The organism is Nonomuraea sp. CA-143628, from assembly GCF_050942315.1.
In the GTDB taxonomy this organism is placed as follows: Bacteria; Actinomycetota; Actinomycetes; order Streptosporangiales; family Streptosporangiaceae; genus Nonomuraea.
Genome location: NZ_CP192072.1, coordinates 9,737,580 through 9,753,641, shown reverse-complemented (window position 1 = coordinate 9,753,641; position 16,062 = coordinate 9,737,580). Strand labels below are relative to the sequence as shown.

Here is a 16,062-nt window from a genome sequence, read left to right as displayed (position 1 = left end):
ACCATGGGCGTCACGGTTCTCACCGTAGATCGGAGCGCTTCTATAGTCAACACAACAGGTAGGAAATAAGGGTTTTAGTACTTCGCGCAATCCGCGTGTCGGGCTGACGCGAATAAGGGGTGACTTCTCTCGGGAGGAAGCGATGCGCGCTATCGAACCCCTGCGTACGGGTGACCCACGCCGGCTGGGCCTCTATCGGGTGATCGGCCGGATCGGCAGAGGCGGCCAGGGCGAGGTGTACCTCGCGGAAGCGGACGGGCCGGACGGGCATACCGGGCAGCGTGTCGCCGCGAAACTGCTGAACGCCGGGTCGTGGGACGACGAGCGGGCGCAGCGCATGTTCATGCGCGAGGTGGCCCTGGCCAAACAGGTGGCCCGATTCTGTACGGCCCAAGTGGTAGACGCTGGAATGCTCGGCGGTCAGCCGTACTTGATCAGTGAGTTCATCGACGGGCCCTCCTTGGCCGAACGGGTGGCGACGGACGGGCCCGTCATCGGGGGCGCGCTGGAGCGGCTCGCGATCGGGACCGCCACCGCCCTGACCGCCATCCACCAGGCCGGCATCGTGCACCGCGACTTCAAGCCGGGAAACGTGCTGATCGGTCCCGACGGTCCACGCGTCATCGATTTCGGCATCGCCCGTGAGGCGGACACCACGGCCACGGCGACCAGTCAGATCATGGGCACGCCCGCGTACATCTCGCCGGAGCAACTCGCGGGCCTGCCCGCGGGCGCCCCCTCCGACGTTTTCGCCTGGGGTGTGACGATCGCGTTCGCGGCCATGGGGAAGGCGCCGTTCGGGCAGGACTCGATTCCCGCGGTGATCAACCGCGTGCTGAACGATACGCCCGATCTGTCGTCGATCCAGCTGCCGTTGCGCGAACTGGTGGAGCGATGCCTCGCCAAGGATCCGGCGACGCGGCCCACCGCGCAGGAGCTCCTGCTGACGCTCCTCGGGGGCAGGTCGGGCGACCTCAAGGCCGCCGCCGACCTGGCCCCGCCCGCCGCCCTGTCCGCGACCCCGCCCGCAGCCTCGCCCGCCGCCCTGTCCGCCGGGCCGCCCGCCGGGCCGTCTGCTGAGCCGCCCGCCGGGCCGCCTGGTGGTGCCCGGCCGCGGCGTCGCGTGGCGCTCACTGTGGCAGCCGCCCTGCTGGTCGGTGCCGGTGCGGGCGCCGCAGCCGTACGGCCGTGGGCCCCGCGGACGGTGAGCGCGGACACCCGGACCGGCGCGGCCGTCACCACCCACTCCTCGGCCAGCGCAACCCCAACGCCAAGCCTGACCGCGACCGGCCCGGCCACGACCGGCCTCACCACGACCGGTCCGAGCGCGACCAGCCAGACCACAACCAACCTGACCACGACTGGCCTGACCGGGACCAGCCCAACCGCCCCCAGCGTGACACCCAGTCCGACGGTGCCGGTCGTGGCCGGGTTGCGGCAGAAGGACGCGACGTCCAGACTCCAGCAGGCCGGGCTGACCCCCGGAAAGCTCACCCCGGACTGCTCCACCGGTGGCCCGCCCGGCAAGGTCCTGCGCGCCGCCCTACGACCGGGCACGAGCACGGTCGACCTGGTGATGAGCGCGGCCCGCGCCCGCGTGCCCGACGCGCGCGGCTGGCCGCTCGACGCGGGAAAGGCGGCCGTGGAGAAGGCCGGCTTCACGGTGAAGGTCGGCTACCGGAAGGGACCCGACTGGATCGGCAAGGTGGCGGCCCTGAGCCCACCCGCTGGAGCGTCCGCGTGCACCGGCACCGAGGTGGAGATGTCGATCGGCGTCAAATGACCGGCGTCAAAGGACGGCGCCTTGTCGGTGGCAAATGATCGGTGGCGGCCGGCGTTGCGGCAGAATTCAGCCATGCGCGTCGAGGAGCTGTCCGCGGCCGAGCGCCGGGTGTGGGAGGCGTTCCCCCGGGGCGAGCTGGTCGACTTCCGCACCGGGAAACCGGACGAGGACGACCCGGCGACCGGCGCGAGCTGGGGCCCGGAGCGTACGGTCCGCGCCGGAGTGATCACCGAGCTTCTCCTGCGGGAAGAATCAGCGCGGTCACTGGCCAGGTGGGAGGAATCAGCGCGGTCACCCGCTCCGCAGGAGGAACCAGCGCGAGTCCCCGCTCAGTGGGAGGAATCGGCGCGATTACCGGCCCTGCGCCTCAAGGGCGCACGCGTCACCGAACTCCTGGACCTGGCCCACGCCACCATCGGCCACCCGGCGCGGTTCCTCTCCTGCGACTTCGAGCAGGTGCCGCGCCTGTACTGGGCCCGCTGCCAGCAGCTGAGCTTCACCAGGTCCCGGCTGCCCGGCCTGTCGGCGTCGAACGCCCAGATCGGCGGTCACCTGAGGCTGGAGAGCTGCCTGTTCACCGGGCGGGTGGAGCTGCGCGGCGCCCACATCGCTGGCAGCCTCACACTCGACCACGCCCGGGTGCGGGCGCCGGGGCTCGCGATCGACTGCGACCGGCTCCAGGCCGACCGTGGGATCGCCGCCATCGAGTTGCGGGCCGAGGGCCACGTGCGGCTGTCCAACGTCAAGGTCGGCGGTACGTTGATCATGGACGACGCCCGGCTGACCGCGACCGACCGGCACGCCCTGACGCTGGACGGCCTTGTCGCCGACGGCAACGTGTTCTGCAGGTGCCTGACGGTCACCGGGATGATCAGCCTGCGCAACGCCCGCGTGACCGGGCCCTTCGCCCTGACCGGCACCACCATCGACCACCCGGGTGAGATGGCCTTACGCGGCTCGCGGATCACCGCCGAAGGGGGCCTGTACCTGGGCGGGACCTTCTGCGCCAACGGCACGGTACGGCTGGCGGACTCCCGCGTCGACCGCGAGCTCAACCTGACCGGCGCCCGCCTGGACAACCCCGGCGGCGACGCGCTCCAGGCAGAGGAGATCCAGGTCGAGGGCACGATCGAGGCGCGCGGGCTGACGGCACGCGGCCGGGTCGACCTGTCCCAGGCCCGCGTCACCGGATCCCTGCGCCTGGCCGGCGCCGACCTCTCCGCCCCGGGCAAGGTGGCGCTGGACGCCGACGGCATCTCCATCGGCGGCGCGCTGGCCTGCGTCGACGGCTTCCGGTCCGAAGGCGCGGTACGGCTGGCCGACGCGACCATCGGTACGTTCGCCAGCTTCAACGGCGCCCGCCTGAGCAATCCCAGCGGCAAGACGCTCGACGCGGCCGCGGCGACGATCGGTGGCGGGCTGTTCTGCGGGCGCGGCTTCACCTCCGACGGCGAGCTCACGCTGATCGGCACCCAGGTCCGCCGGCATGTCTACCTCAACGACGCCACCCTCGCCAACCCCGGCGGCCGGGCGCTGGCGGCCTGGCAACTGCAAGCCAGTGAGCTGTATCTACGCCCGAAGGCGGCCCCCGAAGGCACCGTCGACCTGCGGCACGCCCGCATCGGAGTCCTGCGGGACGACCCCGCCACCTGGTCGCCGCGCAGGCAGGACGGCCTGACGTACGAGGCACTGGATCCCACGCTGCCCGCCGCACAGCGGCTGGCCTGGCTGGAGGAGGGCGTGGACGGCTACGTGCCGCAGCCGTACGAGCAACTGGCCGGCACGTACCGGCGGCTCGGACACGACGAGGAGGCCCGCACGGTCCTGCTGGCCAAGCAGCGGCGGCGGCGCGCCACGCTGGCCAGGCCCGCCCGCGCGTGGGGCGTGCTGCAGGACGTCACGGTCGGCTACGGCTACCGGCCGCTGCGCGCCGCCGCCTGGTTCGTCGCGCTGCTGGTTGTGGGGGCCACGGTGTTCGCGCTCGACCGCCCGCCGCCCGCCGAGGCGGGTAAGGGGCCGGTGTTCAACGCCGTGGTGTACGCCCTGGACCTGCTTTTCCCGTTGATCGACTTCGGCCAGGAGAAGGCGTTCCAGCCGGCCGGCGGCGCTCAGTGGGTCGCCTACGGTCTGGTGCTGGCGGGCTGGATCCTGGTCACGACCATCGTCACCGGCATCACCCGGGCCCTGTCCCGTCAGTGAGCCATCACGGGACGATGAGCGCCTGCCACGACGGCGGCATGTTGCGGGCCACCTCGATCCCCGAGAACACCGACGGCTCCTGCGGACCGTGCTTCTTCGCCCAGGCGGCCATCTGCGCGAGCCCGTCGGCCAGCGGCACCGACCCCGTCCCGACGCCGAGCAGGTCGCGGGCCTTGTCGTGGGAGGAGTAGGCGTGCACCACCTCGTGCCGCGCGGGCAGATGCCGGACCCGGAGCGGCGCGTCCATGGCCGCCGCCACCGCCTCCGCCAGTTCGTTGACCGTGTACGGCCGGTCGCCGCCGATGTTGAAGGTCTCCCCGTAGGCCCGCGGGTTGCCGATGGACCGGGCGATCGGCAGCGCGACGTCGTCGATGTGGCTGAAGGCCCTGGTCTGCTCGCCGTCCCCGAAGACGGTGCACTCCTCGCCGCGCAGGATCTGGTTCATGAAGATGCCGATGACGTTGCGGTAGCGGTCGCCGATGTTCTGCCGCTCGCCGTAGACGTTGTGCGGGCGGAAGATGACGTACGGCAGGCCGAACATCTCGTGCGTGACCTTCAGCTCCTGCTCGACGGCGTATTTGGCGATGCCGTACGGGTCCACGGGCGCGGGGGTCAGGTCCTCGGTCATCGGCGGCTCCGCGTGGCCGTACACGGCGATGGAGGAGGTGAAGACGAAGCACCGGACGGTCCCGGCGTTGACGGCCGCGTTGATGAGGTTGACGCTGCCGATCACGTTGTTGGTGTAGTTGTAGCGCTTGATGAAGTGACTCAGTCCCTCGGCGGCGTACGCGGCCAGGTGGAAGACGTAGTCGAAGCGCCACTCCGCGAACAGCGCGTCCACCACCTCGGGGTCGCAGACGCTGCCCTGGTGGAAGTGGGCGCCCTCCGGGACGTTGGCCGGATCGCCGCCGGAGAGGTCGTCGAGCACCACCACGCGATGGCCGGCCCGGAGCAGGTCGGCCGCCACGTGCGAGCCGATGAAGCCCGCGCCGCCGGTGACCAGCGAGGTATACGTCATGTAAGGGACTCCTTCGGTACAGGTTGAGGGGAGAGCGTGCGCCGTGGCCGGAGCCAGCGCAGGAGGACCGCGGCGTGGACGAGCGCGCCGGCGGCCAGCACGCCCACCGCGCCGAGCGCCCCGGCCCAGGGCACGACGACGGCCGCCAGCACCACGACCGCCGCCAGCGACACCACCGCGCCGGCCGCGGTGACGCGCAGCGCCAGGGGAGTGGCGTTCTCCATCAGGTAGCTGGCGCTGCCCACGGCGAAGATGATCGGCACACAGGCCACGTACAGGACGACGACCCCCAGTCCGCCGAGCGGGCGCAGCAGGAGCGGCGCCACGCAGGAGACGGCCGCGATGTAGGGGATCCCGGCGAGCAGCAGCAGGCGCAGCCAGCGGGACAGCCGGTCGTAGGCCGCGCTCAGGTCCCGCTGGTGCAGCGCTTGGGAGACGCCGGGCTGCAGGACGCGCAGCAGGTAGGCGAACGCGTTGAGCAGCGTCCCCGAGGCGACGGAGGCCATGTAGAGCCCGGTGCTCTCCGCCTGCGCTCCGCTGACCGACAGGGTCACGAACAGCAGGCTCATCGACACCCCCGCGACCACGTCGGGGATCGCCATCAGCAGGGACGTCCCCACCGCGACGCGTACGAGGACCCGGCGCCGCAGCCCGGCGAAGCTCGGCCGCAACCCGGCCAGCAGCACCACGTTGAGCACGGACACGTTCGTCAGGCACAGGGCCAGGAACACCGTGGGCGAGGCGTGCCCGGTCGCCGCCGCCCCGGTCCAGCAGGCCAGTCCCGTGGCCAGGACGAGATGGTTGGCCACGTCCCGGCCCGGCCGGCCGATGGCCCGGCTCAGTCCGACCAGCACCTGGTTGCCGCCGATGCCGATCGCGTACAGACCGGCCAGCCCGGCCAGGAGCCACGGCCCGTTGTGCCCGAACAGCAGCACGCCCGCCAGGACCGCGATCGCGATCACCAGCAGCAGCCCGGACAGCGCCACGAAGACGCCGACCAGCAGGCCGACGGTGTGCCGCGCGCGCGGGATCAGCTTCAGCGCGCACTTCTCGATGCCGATCGACGCGAGCGGCGTCAGGAACGCCGCGCCGCCCATCGCCTGGGCATATCCGGCGTAGTCTCCTGAGCTCCAGACCGCCAGCAGCACGACGTTGGCCAGCAGGAGCGTGCCCCGGAAGGCGGCCCGCCCGCCGAGCAGCACCATCAGCTGTCTGGGTGCCGCGAGCCTCATGCGGGCGGTGCGCCGTAGTCGGAGGTGACGAATCTGCCCTTGCCGCCGGCGGTGATCTCGACGGTCTCGGCGGGCACCACCTCCAGCGGGAACTCGCCACCGGCCAGGCCGAAGAGCTTGTCCCGTACGGTCGCCAGCACCTCGCCCGGCGGGTCGGCGCTGGGCACGACGTGCACCCGCACCAGGCCCGCCGTGTCCTGGTGGACGAAGCACTCGCTGATGCCCGGATGGGTGGCGGCCAGGTGCAGAAAGGCGTCGGGGTAGAGCCGCTCGCCCGACGGAAGCGTGACGTAGTCGTTGCTGCGCCCCGTGGTGAGCCGCAGAGTGCGGAACCGGCGGCCGCAACGGCAGCGGCCCGGCTCGATGAGGCCGATGTCGCCCAGGCTGTAGCGCAGCAGCGGCATCGCCCGCTCCATGAAGGCGGTGACGACCACCTGACCGGCCTCGCCGTCCGGGACCGGATCGCCCGCCGCGTCGACGATCTCGCAGTAGACGCGGTCCTCGCCCAGATGCGCGCGGCCGTACCGGCAGTCGTAGGTGACGTTGAGCACCTCGAAGGCGGAGTACTCGTCGAAGACGGGAGCGCCGAACCGCTCGGCGAACATCGCCCGGTGCTCGGGAAGCAGCAGCTCCGACTCGGTCAGGACGATGCGCAGGGTCCGCTTCAGCCGCCCGAGCTCCTCCGGGGTGAGCGCGCGCAGCAGGGCCCGCAGGTGCACGGGGTAGCCGATCAGCACCTTGGGCCGGTTGGCCAGGAGCTCCGCCTTGATCTCGCGCATCGGCCGGTGGGAAAGGATCACGTGCCGCCGGAACAGCCCGAACCGCTCGAACATCCGGGCGGGCGGCGCGAACGGCCGGATATGGCTGAGCCGGTCGGTCGGCAGGTAGCGGCCCGTCGCCAGGAACCGCCGTACGCAGGCCGCCATGTGGTAGTCGTGGCTGTCGCGGTCGTGCAGGATCCGGACCCGGCGGCCGGTGCTGCCGCTGGTCTGGAAGGACAGGCACCGATCCTGGTCGACGCCGTCGGCGAGCAGCCGTTCCAGCGGCTGCTCGCGCAGCACCCGCTTGTCCAGCACCGGCAGCTCGGCCAGCTCGGCCAGGTCACGGAGCGGGCCGCCGCGCGCGTAGCGGGGGTCGTCGCGGTAGTAGGGCACCCGGGTACGCGCCAGCTCCAGTATCCGGTTGAGCCCGCGAAGCTGGTGACGGCGCAGCCCCGCGGCGCCGCCGTACTGCCGCGCGATGCTGAGCGGGACGTAACCCGCCTCGCGGATGATCATCGCTACGCGCTCTCCGAGCGGGCCTGGAGCGCCTTCGGCGTGAGCCTGCGGCCCAGCGACTCCCACCAGCGCTGCGGGCTGAGGAAGATGATCAGCGCCAGCACCACGTGCACGGCGATGAAGGCGTACGCCTCGTACTTGGTCGGCGCGTGGCCGATGAACACGCTCATGTGCGTGGCCCAGTCCCACACCTCGGGGATGGTGATGAACGCGGGATCGACGTGGTTGTTGACCGTCAGGAACGCCAGATCCTCCAGGCCGGACAGCATCAGCAACAGCATGCCGTAGCCGAGCCTGCGCACCGTCCCCGCCGAGCCGCCGCCCAGCCGGAACGCCATGGCGAGCGAGACGATGATCAACGGGGTCAGGGTGAGGACGTGGTAGTAGAGGTCGTAGTACGCCTCCCTGGTGCCGGCCACCTCGGAACCGAAGAAGAAGATCTTGGGCACGAAGTAGAGGAAGTACACCAGGAACGCCGCCGGGATCACCAGCACGTGCAGCTTGAGGCGCCTGGCCCACTCCACGTCGAGCCGGGATATGGCCTCCGTGGCGAAAACGAAGGGCAGCAGCTTCACCAGGAAGATCCACAGCGACTTCACCTGGCGGTCGTGCGGCAGCCCGAACCAGACGAACGCCGCCGCCAGGACGGCCAGCGCCGCGAAGATCAGGAAGCCGACATGCTTGCGGGGGATCATTCTGAACCTCTCGTATCAGGCTCGATCACGAACCGGAGGGTGCGCAGTGCTTCGTCCTGAGCCGTTTCCAGCTGCTCACGCGTGTCGGCGACCATGACCAGGTAGCCGAGCTTGTGGCCGGCCTGCGTGTAGGCGCGTACGTGCTCGCCCACCGTCTTGAACACCTGGACGTCGACGACCTCGGGCATCCGCCGGAGCGCGTCCAGGCCCTCGATCGCGGTGAGCACCCCGTCGACGTCGGCGGCCAGGATGCGCAGCACGGCCGTCCTGCGGCGCGAGACGCTGATGCGCAGCGGCTCGCCCAGGGCCAGCCGGATGGCCGCCTCGACGGTGTTCAGCCCGAACGCGTGCTGGACCATCAGCGGCATACCGTTGCCACCCAGCCTGGCGCCCATCTCGATGAAGCAGATGTCGCCGCGGGGCGTCAGGACGAAGTCGAAGTTGACCGGCCCGTGCCGGTGGCCGACGGCCGCGCAGATCGCGGCGACCGCCGCGCTCAGCCGCGCGTGCACGTCGTCGTCCAGGTCGGCGGGGACGACGTGGGACAGGCTGATCATCGCCGGTGGCCCGGTGATGACGCGGTCGGTGACCGCCATGAAGGCGAGCTCGCCGTCGGCGAAGAAGGACTCCACGGCGCAGTGCCGCCCGGCCACCAGCTCCTCGACGATCACCTGCCGGGAGAAGGAGTACTTCCAGGCGTGCTCGATGGCGCCCACCAGCCCGGCGGGACCGTCGAGCACGGTGATGCCCTTGCTGCCCGAGGAGTCGGCCGGCTTGACGATCAGCGGATAGCCCAGGCGGTCCGCCGCCTCGGTGAGCTCGTCGATGCTGTCGTGCTGGGCGTGGCGGTAGGTCGGCAGGCCCAGACGGCCGACCACCTCGCGGAAGAACCCCTTGTCCACCGAGCAGCGCAGCGCGTCGGGGGCGGGCTGGTGGGCGGTGCGGTAGAGGCGGCTCAGCTCGGCGACCGCCTCCTGGGCCGCGTCGCTGGCCGGCGAGATGACCGCCGCCACGTCGATCGGGCCCAGCGCCTGGGCGATACCCTCCGGATCCCGGCTGGTCATGCAGAGGAACTGGTCGGCCTCGGCCGCGCCCAGGGCGTCCGGGCGCTGGTCCACGCCGATCACCCGGTAGCCGAGCCGGCGGCCCTCGCGGTAGGCGGGGAGCTGATCCTCGCCACCGCCGAGCACGATGAGGTTTCTCATGGGGCGTTCTCCCAGAGCTCGGTGGCGACATAGGGGGTCTCGTAGCCGTACAGGGCCTCGTCCGCGCGGATCGGGATGTTGGCCTCCCTGATCTGGTAGCGGGGCGCGCCGATCGCCTGGACGCGCATCATCCGTACGAGATAGCGGGCCACGACGGCGAGCGTGACGAGCGTGACCAGGCCGGTGACCAGACTGGCCTCCGCCAGCTCGGTCGCGCCGAACCGGCCCGCCAGCGCCAGCGCCAGGATCGCCGCTCCGAGCACCACCACGACGGTGGCCAGCGCGCTCAGCCAGACCAGCGGCCGGAAGGAGAATCCGACGAAGAGCTCGATCGCGTGGGCGGCCAGCTTGCGCAGGTTCCACTTGCCCTGGCCGTCCAGACGCGGGCGATGCGAGGTGGGCAGCGTGGTGTAGCGGGCGCCGAGCAGCGGCGCGGTGGCGATGAAGTACGGCGTGGACAGCCGGCTGTCCACCACCTTGCGCGCCACGCTGGTCTTGACGATGCGGAACACCGACGCGCCGGGCGGCAGTTCGATGCCCAGCCAGCGGCGGGCGATCGTCTGATGGCCGCTGGTGCCGAGCCGCCGGTACCAGGCGTCCTGCCGGTTCTCGCGGACCGCGAACACCACGTCGTAGCCCTCGAGTGCCTTGTCCACCAGGCGGTGCATCTCCTGGGGAGGGGACTGGAGGTCGGCGTCGAACTGCACGGTCCACGGCTTCGAGGCGTACTTGAACCCGGCGGAGAACGCCGCTTCCAGCCCGAAGTTGCGGGCGAAGGAGAGGTACTTCACCCGGGGGTCCTCGGCGGCGAAGCCCTTGATCGCCTCAAGGGTGCCGTCCGTGCTCCCGTCGTCGACGAAGAGCAGCTCGACGTCGTCGTAGGCGGCCAGCTCGGAACGGATCTCCCGGTACGCCCGCTCGACGCAGTCGATCTCGTTGTAACACGGGATCATGGCGGTGATGGCGGGCCGGGGGCGGTTCGCCGCTTTCGTGACCGGTGGCTTCTCCCTCAGGGTGGAATCAGACATCCGCCGCGGCCCCTTTCTCTGGCGGCGCGGGATTCCCGGAGGGATCGAGCACCTTGACGAGCTTGATCTTGCCGTTGGGTTCCGGGGCGATCTCCTCGACCGGCAGGACGGTGACCTGCTGGTCGGGTACCGCGCGCAGGACCGCGTTCCGGATGTCGGCCGTCACGCCGGGGCGGGCGTCATGGGCCAGCACCACCCGCACCTCAAGGGACCCCGGCCGGTCCTGGACCAGCTGCATCCGGCTCACCTCGGGGAAGCTCTGCACGGGGAAGGTGATGAAGTCGCCGTAGTAGCGCCTGCCGTCGGCGCCGGCGATCCGGTCCTGGCTGCGGCCGATCACCTCCCGCACGATCGGGGTCGTGGCCACCCCGCACGGGCAGTCGTTCGGGCCGATCCGGACCCGGTCGCCGAGCCGGTAGCGGATCAACGGCATCGCCTCGCTGTGCAGGCGGGTGATGAGGATGTCACCTTCGCCGTCCTCCACCGAGACGGTCCCGTCCTCGTGCTCCACCTCCACCACCAGGTCGGACGAGCGCAGGTGCAGCGCCCCTCGCGGGCAGGTGCGGGCGATGGTGAAGACCTCGACGGAGGCGTACACCTCCCGGTGGGCCGCGCCGAAATAGTGGAGAATCTGCGCCCGCGCCGTCGGCGACAGCCGTTCGCCGCCGAACAGCACGGTCCGTACGCCCCGATGCCGGACGCCGCGCCGCCGCAGCTCGTCGACGACGCTGCGGATGACGTTGGGGAACCCGATCAGGAAGGTCGGCCTGGCCGCCAGGAACGCCGCCACCTGCTCGTCCAGCGAGCGGCCGGTCGGGATGTGGAAGTTACGCAGGACGCCGAACCGCTCCAGAGGATGGCGCAGGAACGGATTGACCCGGAAGTAGGCGATCCGGTCGGTGGGGCGCAGCCCGTTGGACAGCATGTCCTGGAGGTAGGTCGCGCGCAGGTAGCCCAGATCCCGCTCGGAGTTGCGGATCGTGATCGGGATGCCGGAGGAGCCGCTGGTCGTGGCCGCTCGGGTGTTGTCCGGGGTGAAGCCGGTCGCGAGCAGCTCGTCGCCGGCCTTGCCGTGCAGGTCCGTACGGTCCAGCACGGGGAAGTCGGCCAGGTCCCGGGCGCTCTGTAATCGCCGGACCAGCGCGGGGTCGAGCAGTCGCCGGTAGTGGGGGACGTTGTCGTAGGCGTGGCGGACCAGGGTGCGTAACAGCATGGCCTGGAGGTGTGACTGCGCGGCGTGGTCGAGGCGCTCCCGCCGCCGGATCCGGGCCAGATGATAGGCGACCGGCGCGAGATTGATCGTGGATCGAAGCCTGCTCAGGGGGCCACCTCGCTCAACTGAAGGTGTTCTGGTCGTGCACGAGCAGCCACTGTCCGTCGATTCCGGCGAAGTACAGCGTGAGGAAGTACGACTTCTCGTACGGCCGGCCTTCGGGATCCAGGTCGGCATAAGCGACGGACAGCACCGCCAATGCTGATTCGCCGTAGGTCTCCGTCCGGATGACCGTCGGCTGGAGCGACCAATCAGGATCGCCGAACCAGGCGGTATGGAACTCGCCGATCGCGTCCTTTCCGGTGAGCAGCTTTCCGTTGGGCAGAATCACCGTGGCGTCCCGGTGGACGGTGGCCATGAATCCGGCCAGGTCACGGGTTTCTATCGCGCGCAAATGCGCGGCGAGTGCTTGTGAGAATTCCATCTAGGACGCCGCGGCGGTGAGGCCGGCATGGTCGTCGACAGGGCTGGTGTCAGTGGCCCGCCATAATTGCGGATGCCGCTGGAACCAGGCGATGGTGTGCCGCAGCCCCTCCTCGATCGGCGTCCGCGGCTCCCAGCCCAGCCGGGTCCTGGCCAGTGTGATGTCGGGGCGGCGCACGGTCGGGTCGTCCTGGGGCCGTGGCGTGAACTCGATCCCCGATGCCGAGCCGGTGAGCTGCCTGATCCACTCGGCCAGCGCGAGCACGGACAGCTCGTGCGGGTTGCCGATGTTGACCGGGCCGTCCAGGTCCGAGTTGCACAGCCGGACGATCCCCTCGATCAGGTCGTCCACGTAGCAGATGGACCTGGTCTGGGTGCCGTCGCCGGTCACCGTGATCGGCTGGCCGAGCAGCGCCTGGCGGACGAAGGTGGGGATGGCCCGCCCGTCGAAGGGCCGCATCCGGGGGCCGAAGGTGTTGAAGATCCGCAGGATCGCCGTGTTCACGCCGTGGGCCCGGCGGAAGGCCATGGTCATCGCCTCGGCGAACCGCTTGGCCTCGTCGTAGACCCCGCGCGGGCCCACGGGGTTGACGTTGCCCCAGTAGCTCTCCGGCTGCGGGTGAACCAGCGGGTCGCCGTACGTCTCCGAGGTCGAGGCGAGCACGAACCGCGCGCCCTTCTCCCTGGCCAGTTCGAGCGCGTTGAACGTGCCGTTGGAGCCGACACGCAGCGTGTCGATCGGCAGTCGCAGGTAGTCCGTCGGCGAGGCGGGGGAGGCGAAGTGCAGGACGGCGTCCAGGTCACCGGGGACGACCAGGTGCAGCGACACGTCGGCCCGGACCAGCCGGAACCGCTCCTCGGCCATGAGGTGCTCGACGTTGGCCGGCGACCCGGTGAGGAAGTTGTCCACGCAGACGACCTGATAACCATCGGCCAGGAACCGTTCGCACAGATGCGAACCGAGAAAACCGGCACCACCGGTAATTGCAACGGTGGGACGGTTCATAACAGCTTCTCGTGAAGTAGCCAGGTCAGGGCGCCCGAACAGGACAAGTTGTATTCCTCCAGCTTACTTACGCGGCGTAACGCCCACTGCCGTTATTTCCGATAATGCGGTGGGCCTCGCTGCGTAAGATGTTTAATGTCCCGCTTTGCGATTTCGGGGCGATGCTATGTCGGCCTGCTCGCCAGCGTCAAGACATCTGTCATAGAGGAGCCTTTTCGCCGCCTCCATTCAGTAACCGCCCGCTTGCGTTCTGGTCGATCCGTCCAGCGTCGGGGCCATGGCACTCCCGATGGCGGCGGCCTCGGAGGGCGCCGCCATCGGGAGCGCCGTCAACCGGCCCGGCGGGTCACCGGCTGATGCTGGGCGTCTGCCAGGTCGCCCCGGTGTTCATGTCGATCAGCTTCAGGAAGCAGCTGCCCTGCGACCCCACGGCGAAGGTGTAGGTGCGGGTCTCGCCGGCCGAGATGTAGAACGAGCCCTCGTCGCCGAACCAGCGCCCGTTGGCGCAGACGAGGTTGAAGTCCACATGCGCCGTGTTTCCCCCGACTTTCTGGTAGGAGGCGTCGTATCCGCGCGGGTCGATATTTACACACAAATATCCCACGCCCGTCGACGTGCACTGCGACGCGGCCTCGGCGGGCGCCCCGAAGGCCAGCAGACCGCCTGCCACGGTCAGCGCTGAAAGGGCGGCGGTAATGGTGCGGCGGATGGCCTTCATTGCTCTCTCCTCTTTTCTGGTCGGGATCGATGGCATGGAATTTAGCAGCTCATGGGTACGCGTACTTTCCGTTTAATGGGCGGCCCGCGAATTATGGTGGAAAAAGAAAAATAGAGGCGGACGCAACCTTCCTCCGCCCTTGTGTGTCCTTGTAGGGGTGGAGGATCCGCAGGACGGCGAGAGGTCGTTCGAATCATTCGTGGCCGCTCGGCTGGCGGCGCTGTACCGCTACGCCATGGTCCTGACCCGCGACCGGCACGACGCCGAGGACCTGGTGCAGGAGGCGCTGACCAGGACGGGGGTGCACTGGCGAAGGATCGTCCGCAAGGACGACCCGGAGGGCTACGTCCGCACGGCGATGCTGCGCATCATGACCAACCGCTGGCGGCGCCCCCGGCGGGAGGTCGCCGTGGCCGAGCCGCCCGAGCCCGCCATGGAGGACAGCGGACTGGAAGGTCTGCTCGCCGACGCGAGCCTCAGGGCGCGGCTCGCCGAGCTGCCCCCGCGCATGCGCGCGGTCCTCGTCCTGCGCTACGTCGAGGAGCGCAGCGAGAAGGAGATCGCCCGCCTGCTGGGCTGCAGCACCGGCACCGTCAAGAGCCAGGCGTCACGGGCGCTGGCCAGGCTGCGTACCGCTCTCGATACTCAGGAGGTCGATCATGGATGACGTGGAGTCGCGACTCGGCGACGTGCTGGGCGACCCCGGCCGGACGGTCCCGCCCGCGGACCTCGCCGACCGCGTCCACCGGGGCGTCGCGGTCAGGCGGCGGCGGCGCCGGGCCCTGGCGTACGCCGCGGCGGTGTGCGCGGTCGTGCTGGTGGTCGGCGTACCGGTGGCGTGGCGGCAGGCCGGGAGAGGGGACCAGACGGTCGCCACCTCCGTCGACGGGCTCGAAGACCTGGTCGACATACCTGGTTCGGTCGCTCTGCAGAAGGAGACCAAGGACGCCGGTGAGTTCTTTCCCGAGACGCTGGGCGAGGACGGGTCCGTGCTGGGCAGGTCGGAGAAGGCGAAGAAGCTGTGGGAGACAGGGCCGGAAGGTGGTCCGCTGCGCCCGCTGAACGTGGACGCGGGCGCGACACCGGTTACCGGATCGGGTATCCGCGCATGGCCGGGGACCAATATCGTCGCCCCGCTCTACTGCCAGGACCAGAGCGGCACCACGCCGGTCATGCCGGTGAACCTGGTCGGCACTCCGTTCTGGGTCAGCGGGGGGACGATCGTCGGCAGCGACCCCTCGCTGCGGCCGTGGGCGGCCAAGGGGTGCACCAAGGGGGCCGAAGTGCCCGGCGCCGTCGGCCAGGCGGTCGCGTTCTCCTATCCCGATCTGTTCGTGGCCGACCCCTTCGACGCCAAGGGCCTGCGCCAGGTGAACGTCGAATCGGGGGACGTGGCCGCCCAGCGCCCGCTGCCCGAGGGGGTCAACGTCCGGAGAACCGGCGCGGACCGGTGGCAGCTCTGGCTGGCCGCGGCCAACCGTGACACGTTCGCCTGGGTCGTCGACGGCGTGCTCAGGACGGCGGACCGCGCCGACTGGCAGGTCACCGAGGGCCCGCGTGTCGGCCAGGCGGTGGAGTTCAACTGGGGCGGGACTGCGACCTTGGAGAACGGACGTTCTCAAGCCATGTACGCCCACCTGGGCGCGCAGCTCACCGCGGGCAATCGGCTCATCGTGTACACCGGGCTCGGCGAGCTTGATGAGGGGCCCGGCTGGCAGTCCGTGGTCTATGACCCGCGCAGCGGCCAGTCGTTCGCGTTCAAGGGCCTGGCGTACGCGGCCGGCGACTGGCTCCTGTGGAACGACGGCACCTCCTACCGCCTGGCGCGGGTCCGTTGATCAGACGCCTTTGGGTGATGATCGTGCTGGTGGCGCTCCCCACGGCCGTCAACCTGGCGGACGACGGGCTCACCTGGATCTGGGCCCGATCCCTGCCGGGGCCCCTGCTCCACGCGATCACGTGGGCCGGACTGCTGGACGCCTGGCTGCTGCTCGACCTCCTCGCCGCCGTGGGGGTGCTGGGTGGCGCCGCCATCATGGCGGTGGCCGCCCGGCGCCCGGCGGTCGCCGGCGCACTGCTCGGCCTGGTCGCGGCGGTCAGCCTCGCCGCCGTCCCGACCGGGCCGGAAGGGTGTCCGTCGCTCTGGTACGGCCTGGCGTACGCGGCGGCACTGGCGACGCTGCCGCGCTCTCGGCCGCGCTGAGA

At 70.5% G+C, this 16,062-nt stretch carries 15 protein-coding genes; 5 read left to right on the top strand and 10 right to left on the bottom strand.

Translation table 11 applies throughout. The features are described 5' to 3' along the window. The first annotated feature begins 142 nt into the window (after positions 1 to 142). Complete coding sequence (locus tag ACQP2T_RS44195) at positions 143 to 1,783, top strand: protein kinase domain-containing protein (RefSeq protein WP_433510827.1); 1,641 nt, start codon at positions 143 to 145, stop codon at positions 1,781 to 1,783. A gap of 72 nt (positions 1,784 to 1,855) precedes the next feature. Next, positions 1,856 to 3,982, top strand: a complete 2,127-nt coding sequence (locus ACQP2T_RS44190) for a hypothetical protein (protein ID WP_433510826.1) — start codon at positions 1,856 to 1,858, stop codon at positions 3,980 to 3,982. A 4-nt stretch (positions 3,983 to 3,986) separates the two neighbouring features. Here the strand turns inward: ACQP2T_RS44190 and ACQP2T_RS44185 are convergent, their stop codons facing one another. The 10 genes from ACQP2T_RS44185 to ACQP2T_RS44140 all read right to left on the bottom strand — a co-directional run bounded on the left by ACQP2T_RS44185 (position 3,987) and on the right by ACQP2T_RS44140 (position 13,857). Beyond that, the gene (locus ACQP2T_RS44185; RefSeq protein WP_433510825.1) at positions 3,987 to 5,000 is read right to left on the bottom strand and encodes an NAD-dependent epimerase/dehydratase family protein; all 1,014 of its coding nucleotides are present in this window, start codon (positions 4,998 to 5,000) and stop codon (positions 3,987 to 3,989) included. Beyond that, positions 4,997 to 6,232, bottom strand: a complete 1,236-nt coding sequence (locus ACQP2T_RS44180; protein ID WP_433510824.1) for a hypothetical protein — start codon at positions 6,230 to 6,232, stop codon at positions 4,997 to 4,999. Before ACQP2T_RS44180 ends, ACQP2T_RS44185 begins: the two co-directional genes overlap by 4 nt. Continuing rightward, positions 6,229 to 7,509 (bottom strand): phenylacetate--CoA ligase family protein, encoded by a 1,281-nt coding sequence (locus ACQP2T_RS44175; protein WP_433510823.1) that lies wholly within the window; start codon positions 7,507 to 7,509, stop codon positions 6,229 to 6,231. Before ACQP2T_RS44175 ends, ACQP2T_RS44180 begins: the two co-directional genes overlap by 4 nt. Before the next feature lie 2 nt (positions 7,510 to 7,511). Continuing rightward, positions 7,512 to 8,204, bottom strand: a complete 693-nt coding sequence (locus tag ACQP2T_RS44170; RefSeq protein WP_433510822.1) for a hypothetical protein — start codon at positions 8,202 to 8,204, stop codon at positions 7,512 to 7,514. Next, positions 8,201 to 9,409 (bottom strand): ATP-grasp domain-containing protein, encoded by a 1,209-nt coding sequence (locus ACQP2T_RS44165; protein ID WP_433510821.1) that lies wholly within the window; start codon positions 9,407 to 9,409, stop codon positions 8,201 to 8,203. Before ACQP2T_RS44165 ends, ACQP2T_RS44170 begins: the two co-directional genes overlap by 4 nt. Beyond that, positions 9,406 to 10,437, bottom strand: a complete 1,032-nt coding sequence (locus ACQP2T_RS44160) for a glycosyltransferase family 2 protein (protein ID WP_433510820.1) — start codon at positions 10,435 to 10,437, stop codon at positions 9,406 to 9,408. The genes ACQP2T_RS44165 and ACQP2T_RS44160 overlap by 4 nt, the downstream gene beginning before the upstream one ends. Further along, a complete protein-coding gene (locus ACQP2T_RS44155; RefSeq protein WP_433510819.1) occupies positions 10,430 to 11,650 on the bottom strand; it encodes a phenylacetate--CoA ligase family protein in 1,221 nt (406 codons plus the stop codon). Before ACQP2T_RS44155 ends, ACQP2T_RS44160 begins: the two co-directional genes overlap by 8 nt. A 121-nt stretch (positions 11,651 to 11,771) precedes the next feature. Continuing rightward, positions 11,772 to 12,134 (bottom strand): YybH family protein, encoded by a 363-nt coding sequence (locus ACQP2T_RS44150; RefSeq protein ID WP_433510818.1) that lies wholly within the window; start codon positions 12,132 to 12,134, stop codon positions 11,772 to 11,774. Further along, entirely contained in the window at positions 12,135 to 13,139 is a 1,005-nt protein-coding gene (locus tag ACQP2T_RS44145; protein WP_433510817.1) for a UDP-glucuronic acid decarboxylase family protein, read from the bottom strand. Positions 13,140 to 13,485: 346 nt separating this feature from the next. Continuing rightward, complete coding sequence (locus tag ACQP2T_RS44140) at positions 13,486 to 13,857, bottom strand: hypothetical protein (protein WP_433510816.1); 372 nt, start codon at positions 13,855 to 13,857, stop codon at positions 13,486 to 13,488. A 157-nt stretch (positions 13,858 to 14,014) separates the two neighbouring features. Between ACQP2T_RS44140 and ACQP2T_RS44135 the strand changes: the two genes are divergently transcribed. The 3 genes from ACQP2T_RS44135 to ACQP2T_RS44125 are packed head-to-tail and all read left to right on the top strand — an operon-like array spanning position 14,015 to position 16,060. Beyond that, on the top strand, positions 14,015 to 14,524 hold the full coding sequence (locus ACQP2T_RS44135; RefSeq protein WP_357947930.1) for a SigE family RNA polymerase sigma factor: 510 nt from the start codon (positions 14,015 to 14,017) through the stop codon (positions 14,522 to 14,524). Further along, positions 14,517 to 15,695: a hypothetical protein gene (locus ACQP2T_RS44130; protein ID WP_433510815.1), complete on the top strand. Its 1,179-nt coding sequence runs from the start codon at positions 14,517 to 14,519 to the stop codon at positions 15,693 to 15,695. The genes ACQP2T_RS44135 and ACQP2T_RS44130 overlap by 8 nt, the downstream gene beginning before the upstream one ends. Continuing rightward, on the top strand, positions 15,692 to 16,060 hold the full coding sequence (locus tag ACQP2T_RS44125) for a hypothetical protein (protein WP_433510814.1): 369 nt from the start codon (positions 15,692 to 15,694) through the stop codon (positions 16,058 to 16,060). Before ACQP2T_RS44130 ends, ACQP2T_RS44125 begins: the two co-directional genes overlap by 4 nt. Positions 16,061 to 16,062: the final 2 nt, after the last annotated feature.